At 41.7% G+C, this 16,314-nt stretch carries 18 protein-coding genes; 13 read left to right on the forward strand and 5 right to left on the reverse strand.

What is annotated here, in order from left to right; all coding sequences use genetic code 11:
- Nucleotides 1-275: 275 nt before the first annotated feature.
- The 12 genes from rimK to ACYVIL_RS07735 all read left to right on the forward strand — a co-directional run bounded on the left by rimK (nucleotide 276) and on the right by ACYVIL_RS07735 (nucleotide 12,288).
- Nucleotides 276-1,181 (forward strand): 30S ribosomal protein S6--L-glutamate ligase, encoded by a 906-nt coding sequence (gene rimK / locus ACYVIL_RS07680; protein WP_303471478.1) that lies wholly within the window; start codon nucleotides 276-278, stop codon nucleotides 1,179-1,181.
- Entirely contained in the window at nucleotides 1,181-2,209 is a 1,029-nt protein-coding gene (locus ACYVIL_RS07685) for a succinylglutamate desuccinylase/aspartoacylase family protein (RefSeq protein WP_303471475.1), read from the forward strand. Before rimK ends, ACYVIL_RS07685 begins: the two co-directional genes overlap by 1 nt.
- A gap of 15 nt (nucleotides 2,210-2,224) precedes the next feature.
- Nucleotides 2,225-2,677 carry an ATP-dependent zinc protease family protein gene (locus tag ACYVIL_RS07690; RefSeq protein WP_460312091.1) on the forward strand — a complete coding sequence of 151 codons (453 nt, stop codon included), beginning with the start codon at nucleotides 2,225-2,227 and terminating at the stop codon, nucleotides 2,675-2,677.
- Between the two features lie 177 nt (nucleotides 2,678-2,854).
- Nucleotides 2,855-5,179, forward strand: a complete 2,325-nt coding sequence (locus ACYVIL_RS07695) for an EAL domain-containing protein (RefSeq protein ID WP_460312092.1) — start codon at nucleotides 2,855-2,857, stop codon at nucleotides 5,177-5,179.
- Nucleotides 5,180-5,376: 197 nt separating this feature from the next.
- Nucleotides 5,377-6,012 (forward strand): spondin domain-containing protein, encoded by a 636-nt coding sequence (locus tag ACYVIL_RS07700; RefSeq protein ID WP_460312159.1) that lies wholly within the window; start codon nucleotides 5,377-5,379, stop codon nucleotides 6,010-6,012.
- Nucleotides 6,013-6,021: 9 nt separating this feature from the next.
- Nucleotides 6,022-6,735: a spondin domain-containing protein gene (locus ACYVIL_RS07705; protein ID WP_460312093.1), complete on the forward strand. Its 714-nt coding sequence runs from the start codon at nucleotides 6,022-6,024 to the stop codon at nucleotides 6,733-6,735.
- Between the two features lie 71 nt (nucleotides 6,736-6,806).
- The gene (locus tag ACYVIL_RS07710) at nucleotides 6,807-7,544 is read left to right on the forward strand and encodes a response regulator transcription factor (RefSeq protein ID WP_303471462.1); all 738 of its coding nucleotides are present in this window, start codon (nucleotides 6,807-6,809) and stop codon (nucleotides 7,542-7,544) included.
- 174 nt (nucleotides 7,545-7,718) lie between these two features.
- Entirely contained in the window at nucleotides 7,719-7,910 is a 192-nt protein-coding gene (locus tag ACYVIL_RS07715; RefSeq protein ID WP_303471461.1) for a DUF2065 domain-containing protein, read from the forward strand.
- A 164-nt stretch (nucleotides 7,911-8,074) separates the two neighbouring features.
- Entirely contained in the window at nucleotides 8,075-9,373 is a 1,299-nt protein-coding gene (locus ACYVIL_RS07720) for an adenylosuccinate synthase (protein ID WP_460312094.1), read from the forward strand.
- Between the two features lie 143 nt (nucleotides 9,374-9,516).
- Nucleotides 9,517-10,926: an aldehyde dehydrogenase family protein gene (locus ACYVIL_RS07725; RefSeq protein ID WP_460312095.1), complete on the forward strand. Its 1,410-nt coding sequence runs from the start codon at nucleotides 9,517-9,519 to the stop codon at nucleotides 10,924-10,926.
- On the forward strand, nucleotides 10,926-11,354 hold the full coding sequence (locus tag ACYVIL_RS07730) for a VOC family protein (RefSeq protein ID WP_303471455.1): 429 nt from the start codon (nucleotides 10,926-10,928) through the stop codon (nucleotides 11,352-11,354). Before ACYVIL_RS07725 ends, ACYVIL_RS07730 begins: the two co-directional genes overlap by 1 nt.
- A complete protein-coding gene (locus ACYVIL_RS07735; protein ID WP_460312096.1) occupies nucleotides 11,326-12,288 on the forward strand; it encodes a hypothetical protein in 963 nt (320 codons plus the stop codon). The genes ACYVIL_RS07730 and ACYVIL_RS07735 overlap by 29 nt, the downstream gene beginning before the upstream one ends.
- 34 nt (nucleotides 12,289-12,322) lie before the next feature.
- Here the strand turns inward: ACYVIL_RS07735 and ACYVIL_RS07740 are convergent, their stop codons facing one another.
- The 4 genes from ACYVIL_RS07740 to ACYVIL_RS07755 all read right to left on the reverse strand — a co-directional run bounded on the left by ACYVIL_RS07740 (nucleotide 12,323) and on the right by ACYVIL_RS07755 (nucleotide 14,052).
- The gene (locus ACYVIL_RS07740) at nucleotides 12,323-12,967 is read right to left on the reverse strand and encodes a YitT family protein (protein WP_460312097.1); all 645 of its coding nucleotides are present in this window, start codon (nucleotides 12,965-12,967) and stop codon (nucleotides 12,323-12,325) included.
- A 476-nt stretch (nucleotides 12,968-13,443) separates the two neighbouring features.
- Entirely contained in the window at nucleotides 13,444-13,644 is a 201-nt protein-coding gene (locus tag ACYVIL_RS07745) for a helix-turn-helix transcriptional regulator (protein WP_303471448.1), read from the reverse strand.
- Nucleotides 13,641-13,865, reverse strand: coding sequence for a hypothetical protein (locus ACYVIL_RS07750; RefSeq protein ID WP_460312098.1), 225 nt, complete (start codon nucleotides 13,863-13,865; stop codon nucleotides 13,641-13,643). The genes ACYVIL_RS07745 and ACYVIL_RS07750 overlap by 4 nt, the downstream gene beginning before the upstream one ends.
- Before the next feature lie 58 nt (nucleotides 13,866-13,923).
- Complete coding sequence (locus tag ACYVIL_RS07755; RefSeq protein ID WP_460312099.1) at nucleotides 13,924-14,052, reverse strand: hypothetical protein; 129 nt, start codon at nucleotides 14,050-14,052, stop codon at nucleotides 13,924-13,926.
- Nucleotides 14,053-14,340: 288 nt separating this feature from the next.
- On the opposite strand from ACYVIL_RS07755, the gene ACYVIL_RS07760 reads away from it, so the two are divergent.
- Nucleotides 14,341-15,036, forward strand: coding sequence for an esterase/lipase family protein (locus ACYVIL_RS07760; protein ID WP_460312100.1), 696 nt, complete (start codon nucleotides 14,341-14,343; stop codon nucleotides 15,034-15,036).
- A 116-nt stretch (nucleotides 15,037-15,152) separates the two neighbouring features.
- Here ACYVIL_RS07760 and fadA read toward each other — a convergent pair whose 3' ends face one another.
- Entirely contained in the window at nucleotides 15,153-16,313 is a 1,161-nt protein-coding gene (fadA, locus tag ACYVIL_RS07765) for an acetyl-CoA C-acyltransferase FadA (RefSeq protein WP_460312101.1), read from the reverse strand.
- Nucleotide 16,314: the final 1 nt, after the last annotated feature.

Raw genomic sequence — 16,314 nt, forward strand, 5'->3', positions numbered from 1 at the left:
TTGTCCTTGGTTAATACAATTTACAGATTGCAAGCCTAACGATGTTTTGATTGCTAGGCTACATGACACTGGAGGCTAGTACAAAGCGTTTATTGGTGGCATTTTTGACGTGGACAAATAGACATTCAAATTTAGGATGTATTTAGGTCTTTTAGCGACTATTCTTTTACAACGGCAACATCACATTTAAATCACATCATAAGCCCATTAATAGTGCTTTGTAGTTTAGATAAAGCTAAGTACTATAGGCACACTTTATTATACGGAGTTTTACAATGCGCATCGCAATATTATCGCGAAATCCTAACCTCTATTCGACCAAAAGGCTAAAGGAAGCCGGGGAGTCGCGGGGACATACTGTCGATATTGTCGATACCATGCATTGTTATATGGACGTCACCAGTAGTCGGCCATCAGTGCGCTACAAAGGTCGCGCATTGCCAAAGTATGATGCCGTGATACCACGAATTGGTGCTTCAGTTACGTTTTATGGCACTTCTGTTGTAAGGCAATTCGAAATGATGGGGACGTTTTCCATAAATGAATCCGTTGCTATTAGTCGTTCTAGAGATAAGTTGCGCTCCCTACAATTGTTGTCCCGTAAAGGTATTGGCATGCCACGCACTGGTTTCGCTAATCATCCTGACCGAATTGATGATTTGATTAAAAACGTGGGTGGTGCCCCCGTGGTGATTAAATTATTAGAAGGAACTCAAGGTATCGGGGTGGTGTTGGCTGAAACACAAAAAGCAGCGGAATCTATTATTGAAGCTTTTATGGGGCTTAACGCCAGTATTTTAGTTCAAGAATTTATAAAAGAAGCCGGTGGTTCAGATATTCGCTGTTTAGTGGTTGGTGGAAAGGTTATCGCAGCCATGAAACGCCAGGCAGCAGATGGTGAATTTCGTTCAAACCTGCACAGAGGAGGCACTGCAACCATTGTTAGACTCTCACCAGAAGAGCGCAAAACGGCGGTAGATGCAGCAAAAACCATGGGCTTGAACATGTGCGGCGTAGATTTATTGCGTTCCAACAATGGGCCGGTGGTAATGGAGGTTAACTCATCTCCTGGGTTAGAAGGTATTGAGAAGGCTACCAATAAAGATGTTGCGGGTATGATAATTACCTTTTTGGAAAACAATGCAAAGCCCAATCGTACTAAAACCAAAGGTAAAGGCTGATGGAAGAGCTGATAATTGGTGGTGTTGCTATACGAGCTGGAGAGAAAAAGCATGTGCATATCGAAATGCCTCCGCTTTATACCGATACTAATATGTCGATTCCTGTCTACGTGCAACGGGGTAGAAGGCCAGGGCCTACTATCTTTGTAAGCGCCGCAATTCATGGTGATGAGTTAAATGGGATTGAAATTGTTGGGCGTTTAATCAGAAACCGTTCAATTAAAAATTTACGAGGTACATTGATTGCTGTGCCCATGGTAAATGTGTATGGGGTACTGAATCAAAGCCGTTATTTACCCGATAGACGTGACTTGAACCGCAGTTTTCCCGGCAGTAAAAAAGGCTCATTGGCTGGGCGTATCGCACACACTTTTTTAAAAGAGATTGTTAGTAAATGTGATGTGGGAATTGATCTCCATACTGGCGCTATACATCGCAGTAACTTGCCGCAAGTCAGAGCAAACCTGGATGACCAGGAGACGCTAAAAATGGCCAAAGCATTTGGTTTGCCAGTAATGCTCAATGCAGACATCCGGGATGGCTCTTTACGTCAGGCTGCTGCTGATTTGGGCGTGAAAGTTGTGTTGTATGAGGCCGGACAAGCCCTTCGTTACGATGAGTTTTCCATTCGTGCTGGGGTCAAAGGTATCATTAACATCATGCGAGACATTGGCATGTTGAACAAAAGCAGCTCCAAAAAAGAACATGCCATTGAGCAATTTATCGCACGCCAAAGTGGGTGGGTGAGAGCCCATGAAAGTGGTTTTGTTCAGCATATTGCGCAATTAGGTGATCATGTGGAAAAAGGCGATCCCTTAGCTCGAATCGCCGACCCCTTTGGCAATGAATTGGGTATGCTTGTGTGTCCAGCAGAAGGTATTGTGATTGGAAAACAAAATATTCCGCTGGCTCAAGAAGGTGAAGCCATGTATCACATCGCCTATTTTAAAAAGCCAGATACGGTGGCTGAAAATGTAGAAATGCTGCAAGATAATTTGGTACTCGGTGAAGTGCCGATGGTTTATTAGTTGGAAAAATATAAGATGCAAACATACCAAAATATGCCAGTGATAGGTGCCTTAGAGTTATGTAACTTACCTGAATTAACCATTCAGAACTTGAATGTTCGAGTTGATACCGGAGCGACTACATCATCTTTGCATGTTGATGACATTGAAGAGTTTGCAAAAGATGGCGAAATCTGGGTAAGTTTCAATATTCATCCAGATATACATGATGTCAATGAAACGGTTCGGCGTGAAGCGAAAGTGACGGCCGTACGCAAAGTAAAAAGCTCTACTGCGACCCGTGAACGCCGCTACTTAATTGAAACACGCATTGAAATGGCGGGCGCATCTTGGAAAATTCATTTAACTCTTACTGATCGTTCGGAAATGACCTATTTAATGCTGTTAGGGCGTGAAGCCATGAGTGGGCGTTTAGTTGTCAACCCTGGTGAGGAATATTTGTTAGGGAAAAATGGTAAGACTGATTAGATGTCAATTGACCTAACGTCTTGGTACTTGCCATTCTGTTGTAATATTAATCTTTAGTCTAAACAAAACATTCTGCGACCAAGTTGCTTATTGTTGCTTTGTATTTATTGTGTAAACTGAGGGAATATTTGAAGTTTTGAGGCTCAACCACGAGTTTTTTGGAAAAATGGTTAATTGATGTCGGCTAAGTCACTAAAGCAACATATTTTTAGGTTATCGAGTGTATTGGTTTTGCCCTGTGCCATCGCCATTTTGGCGAATGTCTGGATATCATCTATTGATCAAGCAAAGTTGCAATTAGCTAATAATCTTAAAGTGGCCGAATCAGTATTTACCCAAGTGCTTGATGCCAGAGAGGCTCAGTTAATTAGCTCAACCAAAGTGCTTATCTCAGATTATGGGTTTAAGGAAGCTATCGGCGAACAAGATAGTCGCACTATTGGTAGTGTGTTGGTTAATCACGGCAATCGTATATCGGCTGATTTAATGGCGCTTATATCGCCAGAGGGAATAATCACTAACAGCACATCAGACCGCTTAGCTTTAGGCAGTAGCTTCCCCTTTCCGCAATTGGTTGAACAAATTAAATACGAGCTTTTTATCAGTGAAATATTGTTGATAAACGACAAGCTATATCAAGCGATATTAATGGACGCTAGGGTGCCAGGCGTTCCAACTTTAGCGCTGGTGGGTTTCGAAATAGATAGAAGCCTACTTGAATCCATGAAGATTATTACCCAGTTAGATACCACCATTAGAGTTTTGAAAAACCAACAAAAAGTGTTTCAGGTATCAACGTTAAACGAAGCACATTTTGACACTAATGTTATGCTCGAAAACCAAGATCTTTCTTGGTTTAAATTATCTTTTACGCCAGAGCTGCAATTTATCTCTAAGTCTTTTTTATTGAAAGAACGAGAAAACGGTCAAATATGGGCAATGATGACGGAAGACTCTGAACGCTTGTTTGGCGAATTTAATCAATTACAAATTAAAGTTACGCTAATTGCCTTGTTAAGTGTGCTGTTAGCGCTATTTTTTGGGGCAATAGTCGCTCGAAGATTATCCAAGCCCTTAGGTCAATTATCCTTTGTAGCCCGCAAGATTGCGGCAGGGAATTATGAACAGCCAATAGATATTAAGAGCAATACCCTTGAAATAGATGCGTTAACCAGTTCATTTAAGACCATGCAGGCTAATGTGCACGAACGTCAAAAGCAAATTAGTTATCAAGCAAGTCATGATATGTTGACCGATTTGCAAAACAGATATCAAATTCGAGAAGTCATATCGGAGTTGTTTGCAAAGAAGCAACATTTCCAGGTGGTTGGCGCTAATATTCTTGGTTTTCGTGGTGTTAATGATACCTTTGGATTCCTAAATGGGGATAGCTGTCTGCAAGCGGTTGCGAGCAGAATCAGGCAACTAGGAGGACAGAGCGCAAGATTAAATGGCGGTGAGTTTTTATGGATCCCTGAATCACCTATTTCCATGGAAAATTTAACCGATATCCAAAAAGAGATTGAATCGCCCATTATGATCGATGATGTGGTTATGAACATCAGGTTGGCCCTAGGTATTATCTCTTGTCCCGAAAATTGTGAAGATGCAGAAAGTGTTTTTAAGCGCTTGAATATCTTACTGGATGAAGCTCGTACTTCGCCTAGTTTGATAGTCAGTTATCACCAAGATTTTGAAAACCGTTATACCCGCAGACTAGCCATAATCTCTGAGCTTAAACATGCATTAATATCAAATCACTCTGAACTGAAAATGGTGTATCAACCGAAATTAGATTTAAGTTCAGGTCAAATTACTCATGCAGAGGCATTGATTCGTTGGAATAGTGCGGCTCTGGGGTTTGTGCCTCCTGATGAGTTTATTGGGATAGCGGAGCAAGCGGGTCTAATTGGCCAAGTAACCGACTTCGTTATTCGCTCAGCCATTGTCGACGCCAAAAAAGTAATAGACAGTGGTTTACATATTTGTATCGCGATTAACTTATCGGCAAAAGACATTCTTAACCCTAGTTTGTTAGAGACTATCGAACAACATTTAAAGAATTACGGAGTGAGTGCGAGTTGTTTATCCTTTGAAATTACAGAAAGTGATTTAGTCGCCGATCCGCAAAAAGCGGTGGTGGAATTAAATAAATTTAGAGACGTCGGTTTTTCTCTCGCCATCGACGACTTCGGAACAGGTTACTCATCTTTAGCCTATTTAAAACAATTACCGGTTTCTGAATTAAAGATAGATAAAAGCTTTGTACTCAACTTAGTGGACCAAAGCAGCGACCAGCAAATTGTGCAGACCATTTTGGAGTTAGCCCATAATTTTCAATTGGGGGTAATTGCTGAAGGGGTAGAAAATCAACAGAGTCTTGAATTACTAAAAGAATGGGGGTGTGATTGGGTTCAGGGATATCATGTCTGCCGTCCAATAGCCGTTGAAGATATGATTGACTGGTGTTTGCAAAATAAACGAACTAATTGGTTTGAATAAAACCGGGTTAGTATAAAGCTCGCAAATTCATTGGAAATTTCTCATATTTGCAGTCTATTTTAAGGTTTCGTCACTATTTCGTGATAATTTTGGGATAACTTGAGTCCACAATTCTTCTCGTCAACTAATCCAATTGTCGAGGAAAATTTATGAAATCAAGTACTAAAATATTGACTGCTAGTCTACTTACTGTCGCTATGCAACCAGCATGGTCTGCTGATCTTAGCGTGGAAATCCAAAACCTTACCCAAGGCATATACTTCACTCCCATACTTGTGGCTGCACACACTCCAGATGCGAGCTTGTTTGAATTAGGTGAAACTGCCTCTGCGGAAATAGAAGCTATGGCCGAAATGGGCAGTTTGGATGGATTAATGACCATTGGCACATCTGTAAATGCTGATATGGTTGCAGACCCTGCCGGTGGCTTACTTGCCCCATCAATGTCGACTAGCACTGCGCTTATGACAGATGATTCTAATACCGTGTTATCTATCACAGCGATGATATTACCTTCAAATGATGGTTTTGTTGGACTGGACAATTGGTCAATTCCAAGTGAAGCAGGAACCTATACTTTCTATTTGAACGCATACGATGCAGGCACTGAAGCAAATGATGAATTGCGTACTAGTATGCCTGTCCCTCCTCCACTTGATCCGCTATTAGGTAGCGACGGCTCCGGGGTTACCAGTGAAGAATCGAATGCGACAGTTCATATTCATCGCGGGAATATAGGGGATGATGAAGCTAGCGGTGGAACCAGTGACATGGTGAATAGTATTCACCGTTGGTTGAACCCAGTTGCCAAAGTAACAGTAACCGTAAACTAGGAGGCTGTAATGTTGGAATTATTTAAAAATAAGCCACTACGATTAGCAATTGTTGCGTCTCTGACTTTAGGACTCGCCGCTTGTAATGACGACGATGATCCGGAAACGCTAGTTGTACCTGAGGTTGTGGATGTGACATATCAAGTTACCGTAACTAACCTAACCAATGGACAGCCATTATCACCAGTGGCAGTCATGTTGCACGCTGATGACAATTTCTGGATGATTGGTGAGTCAGCATCCGTTGAGCTGGAAACCATGGCTGAATCTGGAGACAATTCAGGCTTGCTCGGATTACCTATGGTTTTAGCCTCTGCTTCTGGAGAAGCACCCATTGGCCCTGGTGGAAGTGAAACCTTTGAGGTGACGATTGAAGATATAACGGATGCCAAGTTAACTGTTGCTACAATGTTAGTGAATACAAATGATGCTTTTACCGGTCTTAATGCTTGGGACTTGTCTGAATTAGCGGTCGGAGATTCGTGGAAACGCTCAATGTCTGCTTATGATGCGGGAACTGAGGGGAACTCGGAAGCGGCTGGAACAATTCCTGGCCCGGCTGATGGCGGTGTTGGTTTTGAAGATGCCCGCGATGACGTAGATTATGTCGCCGCTCACCCAGGTGTAGTAACGTCTTCAGACAACTTAGCTTCTTCAGTGTTGGACTCACAACATAAATTCGACAACCCGGTTATAACCATTAGTGTGACTCGGATCGAATAGTAAAGCGATAATCAGTTAACTTTAGTTAATCGAGCCTCGCTAAAGTTAACTGACTTTTTAGGTAATTTACGATGACAGATAATGTGCTTTTGGTAGAAGACGATAAAGATATCGCAAACTTAATTCGACTCAATTTATCTGAATTAGGTATTGAAACCACCCATATTGATAACGGCAAGGCTGCTTTAGAATCAGCATTAAATGATGATTATTCATTGATGATTTTGGATGTTATGTTGCCTCAGATTAGTGGCTTAGATATTTGTCGTCAGGTTAGGGATAAGAAGCCTCAACAAGCCATAATCATGTTGACTGCAAAGAATTCTGAAACTGATCGGGTGCTGGGTCTTGAGCTAGGTGCCGACGATTACATGACCAAACCTTTTAGTGTCAGGGAATTACAAGCTAGGGTGCGTTCACAGCTCAGAAAAGTTGCTCTTTTGGCGGATGCTGGTCGTAAAACCGAATCTGAAAATGAAAAACCACTGTCTATTGGTAGTTTAGTGATCAATCAAAAAAATCACTTAGTGCTGTTTGACAACAGCCCTTTGGATCTCACGGCGACTGAATTTGAGTTGTTGCTGCATTTAGCCAGTCATCCGAATCAAGTATTCAGTCGCAGCCAATTACTTGAATCTGTATGGGGATATCATCATAGTGGTTATGAACATACGGTTAATTCCCACATAAATCGTCTTCGCGCAAAGATAGAACAAGATGCAACTTCACCACTGATTGTGCAGACCGTTTGGGGAGTGGGCTACAAATTTAACCCTGAAGGGGTACACAAACTCACCGCAAATAGTTGATGTATATGTATAAGGTGAGCAGTTTTAATTCCAATTTAATATAATGACTTTGTCCTATTCTTACCAATATAAGGCATACTTAGTGTCGCAAATTATTGACACTATTATTCTCTGAGGGTTAAAAAAGCAAATACTCTCAGTTTTTAAATATCAACTATATATTGGGAAGTGACTTTGGGCAGTACTCTACTTATCGCTTTTTCCATTGTACTCGTAATTGAGGGGCTTGGGCCTATGTTGTTCCCCAAGCGGTGGAAAAGTTACATATATCAAATCGCCACTCAACCAAGTGAACAGCTTCGCACTATTGGCGGTGTGATGGTAATTGTAGGTGCAATTAGCTTATTCTTTTTAGTCGGAAAATAATCCCCTAATAATGCACAAATCTATTGATTTACCCCTTTCAACTCGGTTTTTAATAAAAAATTGTCATAAGTTCGCAATAAACCCCTCAGAAATTGAAAAAACGGATGATTTATCAGCACAAATTTTGGTAGAATCCACGCCTAATTTCCTGACAGTTTTCTTCAATGGCTAAAAATGTTGTAGTGCTCGGTACCCAATGGGGTGACGAGGGTAAAGGTAAAGTAGTAGATTTACTCACAGATCAAGCGACCTATGTGGTCCGTTATCAAGGCGGACACAATGCGGGTCATACACTGGTAATCGATGGCGAAAAAACCGTCCTGCATTTAATTCCTTCAGGTGTTTTGCGTGACAACGTTACCTGCGTCATAGGTAATGGTGTGGTGTTAAGCCCAGAGGCTTTATTAAAAGAAATGAAAATGCTCCAAGATCGCGGTATACCGGTCAAAGAGCGTTTGGTTATTAGTGAAGCTTGTCCTTTAATACTTCCCTATCATATTGCCTTAGATATGGCACGGGAAGAAGCGCGTGGTGCTAAAGCAATAGGTACGACTGGTCGTGGTATTGGTCCCGCATACGAAGACAAGGTTTCTCGACGTGGACTGCGAGTCGGTGACTTATTTAACGCAGAAGATTTTGCGGTTAAATTGAAAGAAATTCTTGAGTACCACAACTTTGTATTGACTAATTATTACAAAGTAGACCCTGTAGATTATGAAACCGTATTGAAAGATGCTCTTGCGGTGGCTGACATCTTGAAAGCCATGGTGGTGGATGTGACCGACGTATTGGATAAAGCCCGATTACGTGGTGATGCCATTATGTTTGAAGGTGCCCAGGGTACTTTGTTAGATATCGACCACGGTACTTACCCTTATGTTACCTCTTCAAATACGACTGTAGGTGGTGTTGCTACTGGCGCTGGTTTTGGTCCTCTTAACTTAGATTATGTGCTCGGTATTGTAAAAGCCTATACCACTCGAGTGGGTTCTGGTCCTTTTCCTACTGAATTAGATTGTGAAGTAGGCCAACATTTAGGCGTGAAAGGACACGAATTTGGTGCGACTACCGGTCGTAAGCGCCGCACAGGATGGTTTGATGCCGTTGCAATGAAACGCGCAGTCCAAATCAACTCCATTACGGGGTTCTGTCTAACCAAACTTGACGTGCTAGATGGCTTGGAAGAGTTGAACATTTGTACTGGGTATCAGCATGCAGATGGCAGCATAAAAGATTTTCCACCTATGGCAGCTGACGACTACGACCTAATCAAGCCTGTTTACGAGACTATGCCCGGATGGAGCGAAAACTCTTACGGTGTAACTAGTTATGATGGGTTGCCTCAAGCGGCTAAAAATTACATCAAACGTCTAGAAGAGCTAACGGGTGTCCCCATTGATATTATTTCAACGGGTCCTGACAGAAATGAAACTATTGTTTTGAATCATCCATTTTCTGCCTAACCTCTGTTGTTATCCATGGAAGCCGCTTATTAGCGGCTTTTTTTATGGGTTAAATCCGAGCAATATTTCACACAAAGCATTGTATATTTAGGTTATAACTATATGTGTACTAGTAGGGATGTAAAACTTTTTAAGGGGTGTTTATGAATGCTGTCAATCCAAACGCGGCTGCAAAAGAGCAATTATCTCCAATTGGGGATAAGGTCATGGCCATACGCGAAGTATTTGCCAGTGGATACACTAAAGAATATGCCTGGCGCGTAGAGCAACTTAAACAATTGGAATTGCTGATCCATGAAAAACAAGGCGTGTTACTAGAAGCCCTAGCTGCAGATTTAGGAAAGTGTAAAACCGAAGCATGGATATCTGAGTTGGGTTTTGTGTTAAGTGATATAAAACACACCCTAAAGCATTTAAAAAAATGGATGAAACCCCGTAAGACCTCCACGCCTATGGGCGCACAGCCAGGCAAAAGCTATGTTCTTCCAGAACCCTTGGGTACGGTGTTAATTATTGGGGCATGGAATTACCCGTTTCAGTTACTACTTGCACCTTTAGTGGCAGCAATAGCCGCGGGTAATTGTGCAGTATTAAAACCATCGGAATTAGCCGAGAACATGTCTAAATTGCTATCTGAGGTTATTCCAGAGTATTTAGATAATAACGCTTTTGCGGTGGTGGAAGGGGCTGTTGATGAAACCACAGAGTTATTAGCCCAGCGATTTGACCACATTTTTTATACTGGCGGTGAAGCCGTTGGTAAAATCGTGATGGCAGCTGCAGCTAAACATCTCACACCAGTTACACTCGAGTTGGGTGGCAAAAGCCCGTGTATTGTAGATAGCACTGCAAGTATTGATGTCACTGCAGCTCGAATTGTGTGGAGTAAATGGATGAATGCCGGCCAAACCTGCGTAGCACCCGACTATGTTCTGGTTGATAAGAGCATTGCTGACCAATTGCTGGTGGCGATTGAGAATAAAATAACTGCTTTTTATGGCGAGTCAGCTGAAGCGAGTAAAGACTATGGCAAAGTTATAAACCAACGACATTTTCAACGGTTAGCGAATTATTTAGAAGATCAAAAAGTAGTTTTTGGCGGCAAGCAAAATATTCAAACGGGTTATTTTGAGCCCACCTTGGTTTTAAATCCGCCACTAGATAGCGATCTGATGCAACAAGAAATATTTGGACCAATCTTACCCATCATCACCTTAGATTCTATGCATCAAGCTATACCCTTCATCAATGAGCGCTCAAAACCTTTGGCTTTGTATCTCTACTCTAATAATGACGAATATAAGAAAAAAGTTTTACTCCAAACCTCGGCAGGTAACGTATGTATTAATGATGGCTTTATGTTCATGACGAACCCTAACCTACCTTTTGGCGGTGTGGGCAATAGTGGTATGGGCAGCTATCACGGTCGTGCTGGCTTCGATGGACTAAGCCATTTAAAAACGGTAATGGAACGTAGTTTCAAGTTTGATGTGAGTTTGCGTTACCCCCCGTTTAACAAATTAAAATTGTCTCTACTAAAGAGGATTCTGTAATGGAAAATTGTGAGATTCGCCCATTTCACTTGGCTATTCCAGTAGATAATTTACCAAAAGCAGAATGGTTTTATGGTGAGGTGCTTGGCTGCTCCAAAGGTCGGCAAAGTGAACAATGGATTGACTGGAACTTTTATGGTCACCAACTCGTCACTCACTTAGTTGATAAAATGCCGTTAACACCGACGCCAAATCAGGTCGACGCTAAATATGTTCCTGTGCCCCATTTTGGCGTGGTTTTAAGCATGCCTGATTGGCGCATTTTGGCTGAGCGAATGCAGCAGCATAATACAGAATTTGTTATAGAGCCTTATGTTCGATTCGCTGGCCAAGCTGGAGAACAGGCAACCATGTTCTTTCTAGATCCTAGTGGGAATGCATTAGAATTTAAGGCATTTAATGACTTACAACAATTGTTCGCTGTTTAAAAACATCGGCCAAATTATGCTCAGAATAGCCGCTTGTATACCTTTATGCTTGTTGAGTTTTTACGCTCAGGCAACCCAGTTAGGCGCGAAGGTAGAGAGTGAAATCAGATTTGATGATCGTTCGCAAAAACCACAAAGGTATCAATATCGTGTTCGCGTCTATCCTCACGTTATGTTGGATGAGGACCAATATTGGAGTGTTAACGCGTTTGCGGTTACTGGTGAGGAGTTCTCTTCTAGCCATAATACTTTAGATGATGGCACTGGGGATCACTTCTATTTGAGACGTTTGTACTTGCGGTATGAGAAGGGACAAAATAAAACTGAATTTGGTGTGATCCCCACTTATAAAGGCCGAGTGTCTTCTACTGGTTTGTCTAAAGATGGTTTTATTGCGGGTATTCGTCAAGTTGTAGGGGTGCAAAATGGTCGATTTGAGGTAGTTGTGGGTGATTTAGATACTACCCAAGCTGAAGAGGCATTTGCAGACATCAATGAACTTAATTACGCTGAGGTAGAATATTCCAGCTCCTTTGATGGGCCACTGAATTATGAGATCAGTGCTGATAGGGTGTTACAGCAAAATTTTGTACGAGGAGAACTGCGCTACGAGGGAAATAGGCAAACCACTTATGCATTCGAATTGATTAACCGCTTAGATACTTCAGCCAAGAAAATAGTGTTGAGTGTTGAAACAGAATTTAATCTATTTAATCAAACTGCTGAAGTGTTTAGTTATTACGCCTACGTCAATGATGAATTTGGTCAACGCACCGCTTTAATTGAGGATTTTCTGGCCACTGGACACGGGGTCGCCTTCGAACTTAAATCGCGGTTTAATGACGAATGGCCAATAGAATGGTTTACAAAGTTCGAAGCGTATGAGAGTAATACTCGCGTTCAATTTGGGCTTAAATACGGGTTTAGCTTATAACGCAAATTCTTTGGCTAGTACCCTTAGTGAAACCCTAAGAGCTGGTCACTATGCTGTTGTGACTGTTTTTCTTGCCTTTCTTGGTAGCAGTGTAGCGACCCGGAATGTGGTTTACTGCAATTAAAATATTCAGGGTCACTGCGCCTAATACCGACAATAGTACAATGTCTAACTCAAACATTAATAACGATGAGGTTAGAATAGTACAATCTGCTAATAACCCAATATTACCCGCTCTAAGATTATATTTGTTCTGTAAATACAGGGCTAAAATACCCAGTCCACCGAGACTTGATTTATGTCTAAACATGATCAGCATACCAATACCGATGAGCATGCCACCCACAGTTGCAGCAAACATAGGGTCAAGATCAGAAATGACAATAAATCGATCCATATACTCAGTCATTAGTGAAACCAAAGTGACCGAGATGAAGGTATTAATGGTGAAACGTTTACTCAGTTTTGTCCATGCCAAAAAATAAAATGGAATGTTAACAACAAAAAATACGGTACCAAAACTGTACGGCAGAAAATGCGTACCTATAATAGCGATTCCTGCACTACCACCGGTTAAAATCCCCTCGGTTCCGAAAAATACGACGCCTAGAGATACGAATATACCAGCACTGAAAAGTGCTAACACATCTTCGTAGAATCGGTGAGTAGGGAATGGCATAACTCGTTGTTTTCCTCTTCGCAATGGTGGTTCAAGAATTTGCCGCAAGTGTACCGCAATTCGCTCAGCTTAAAAGGTTGTAGCCGGTATGTGCTGGTGAAATATTGAACGCTAAAGTATCGCTTTCTTTACGACTCTTTACACTCTGGTAAACGGACTGTTGATAAGATGTAACTAATGTTTGGAAAGAAACAAAATGTCCCAGAATTACAATTTTAAGTCCCATTTTTATGCTTTTTATTGTCCCAAGATTACAAGTTTATGTCCCAAATCTAAACGTTCCCTTTAATTAAGGGAGTGAACAAATACTCATCAAGGATAAGTGTTAAGAAACTTCATTCCCTATTTTATAGGTTAATTAGAGTATGTAAGCACTCACTTTATTAAGTGTCTTATTGAAGGGATAATTGCGGGTTATTAGAATTGGGTCATTAAAGTATAATAACCCGAATGTGAGCTGACAGCTCTTAGTCGTATTAATCTGTATATTCATCATCAAATATTTCTTCAATGGGCATATGAAATAGCCTCGCTGCTTTAAACGCCAAAGGTAAACTGGGATCAAATTTACCTTTTTCAATTGCGTTTATGGTTTGTCTAGATACCTCTAGCGCTTCGGCTAAATCAGCTTGGGTCCAGTCACGTTCAGCCCGCAACACTTTTAGTCGATTTTTCACATGTATCTCCTAGAACCAATGGCCACTGAAACGCCATAACTGATCCCCATAACAAACAAAATATTAGATGGATTTGGAGAATGGGATAACAAACGGGTTGCCTCTATCAATCCATAAGCTGCGCCAAAGACCATACTTACACCTAAAGACATTGCCATCGCTTCTAATTGTATTTTTCGTTGCATTTCGTCCATACGGCTCAGATGGTGTTTGTTGGCCATAATCATTTTGAAACCAAATCCAAAGTTGATGCAAAGAGCAATAACTGTGAAAGTTGGATCATAATCCCATAAAAGCTTGGGGCCAAATGCGAATAACGCTAAGCTGAATACCCAAGTAAACGTCCAAACGGCTAGCTGTTTTCCCTCGTCCCTTCTTGTTTTGAGAATCGTTATTAATTGCGTTCATAGATTTTCCTCATTTGTCTGCTTTGGTTGATATAAAGTAAATAACACTTTACTTTATATCAAGGTTAGGTGTCTTTTAGGTTGAAGTCAAGTGTAGTTTACAAAATGTTTGGTTTTATAGATATTTCTATGGCTGGAGGATGCTCAGAAGTGGAGATTTGAAGCAAAGTTCTAACCCTCCGTCGCCTTATCATTTATCGGAGTTTTTAGGTGCTGCACTAAAGTACTATAGCCAATTAACATTTCATTAACTAAAAATAGTGTCTCTACTAAAGCAAGAGTTATCATTATGAAAATTATTTATAGTTTGTTGGTTATGTTAATTTCGTCTGTCAGTTTTAATGCATTTGCAAACAGCTGCAAAGATGCGGTCGTGTTAGTGCATGGCAATACCGCATCACCAAATAGCTGGGATAACACCTATGATCTTTTAATCGATGAGGGATATTCTCCTTCAGAGATTTTTCGGCCTGATTGGGGATCTAAGTCCTGTGCAGTTTGTAATAATCACTCCGGTAGCGAAGAGACGCCCGTTAATCAAGCTATCACCAATGCCATTGCAAGTTCCTGTACCGGTAAAATTGATGTTATTGGACATTCCATGGGCGTCACATTGGCGGCCCAACAGATTTCTAAATTAGCGGTATCTAGTAGTGTTGATACTTTTGTTGGTATTGCTGGTGCATTACGTGGTCTTTGGTCATGTGGTGTGTACCCATACAATGTGTGGAATTCGACTTGCGGTTATTATGGATTATCAGTGCAAAGCCCTTTTCTGGATAGTCTCTACGGCACGCCTTTAGGGGACAAGGTGTATTCTATCAAAAGCAATATTGATCAGATTGTATGCAGCACAGGGGTTTGTTCCGTTGGCGGCGTGCATAGTAGTCGAATTTGGAATGAAGATGCTAGCTACACCTATGTTTTAGGGCATTTTGGTTTGCAAACTGACACCGCGACTCAGCAAGTCAACTTGATTCAGTAATCGAGTTTATAAACTATTACAAAACAGATGATTTAAAGGACCTGAAAAAAAACACCTAATGAACCAAAGTTCATTAGGTGTTTTTAAATCAAAGCTTAGCTTTGATAATTGTGAGTTTAAACTCGTTCAAATACGGTTGCTATCCCTTGACCAAGACCAATACACATAGTGGCTAGACCAACTGATTTGTCGTTAGCTTCCATTAGATTGAGCAAGGTTGTGGAAATTCGAGAACCGGAACAACCTAGAGGGTGTCCTAGCGCGATTGCACCGCCATTCAGGTTTACTTTGTCTTCGTATGTATCGAGCCAGCCTAACTGTTTGATACATGACAATGCTTGAGCTGCAAACGCTTCATTGAATTCTGCTAACTCAATATCGTCCATGGTCATACCGGCACGTTGAAGGGCCTTTTTAGTTGCCGGAACTGGACCGAAGCCCATGATCGCGGCATCACAGCCTGCAACTGCCATAGAACGAATTTTGGCTCGAGGGGTTAAACCAAGAGCCTTAGCGCGCTCAGCAGACATTAATAGCATGGCAGAAGCACCATCGGATATGGCTGAAGAAGTACCCGCAGTGACTGTTCCATTTACTGGATCAAATACAGGACGAAGCGCCGCCATGGTTTCAATGGTAGAATCAGGGCGAATCACCTCATCTGCATCAATCAGCTTCAATACGCCGTTAGCATCATGGCCTTCAATAGGCACAATCTCGTTCCAGCGACCTTCCAAGTGAGCTTTATGGGCTAATTGGTGTGAACGCGCGCCAAAGGCATCTTGCATTTCACGGGTAATACCGTTCTGTCTACCTAGTAGCTCAGCGGTCATTCCCATATTGCCTGATGCTTTCGCTGTGTATTTCGCTAATCCTGGGTGAAAATCGAGGTTGAAGGTCATTGGCACGTGGCCCATGTGCTCAACTCCGCCAATCATATACACATCACCCATACCGGTCATAATACCTTTGGCAGCATCATGCAGGGCTTGCATAGATGAACCGCATAAACGGTTAACTGTCACAGCGGCTGTGGAGCGGGGGATCTGAGTTAGCAGTTGGGCATTACGAGCAATGTTAAAACCCTGTTCTTTGGTTTGCTGAACGCATCCCCAAATGATGTCTTCAATTTCGCTTGGATCAACACCAGGGTTGCGTTCCAACAATTTAGTCATCAAATGAGCAGATAAGGTTTCTGCTCTTACGTTACGGAAAATACCGCCTTTCGAACGACCCATAGGGGTACGAATGCAATCAATAACAACTACGTCTTTCATG

The sequence above is a fragment of the Aliiglaciecola aliphaticivorans genome (assembly GCF_054782055.1).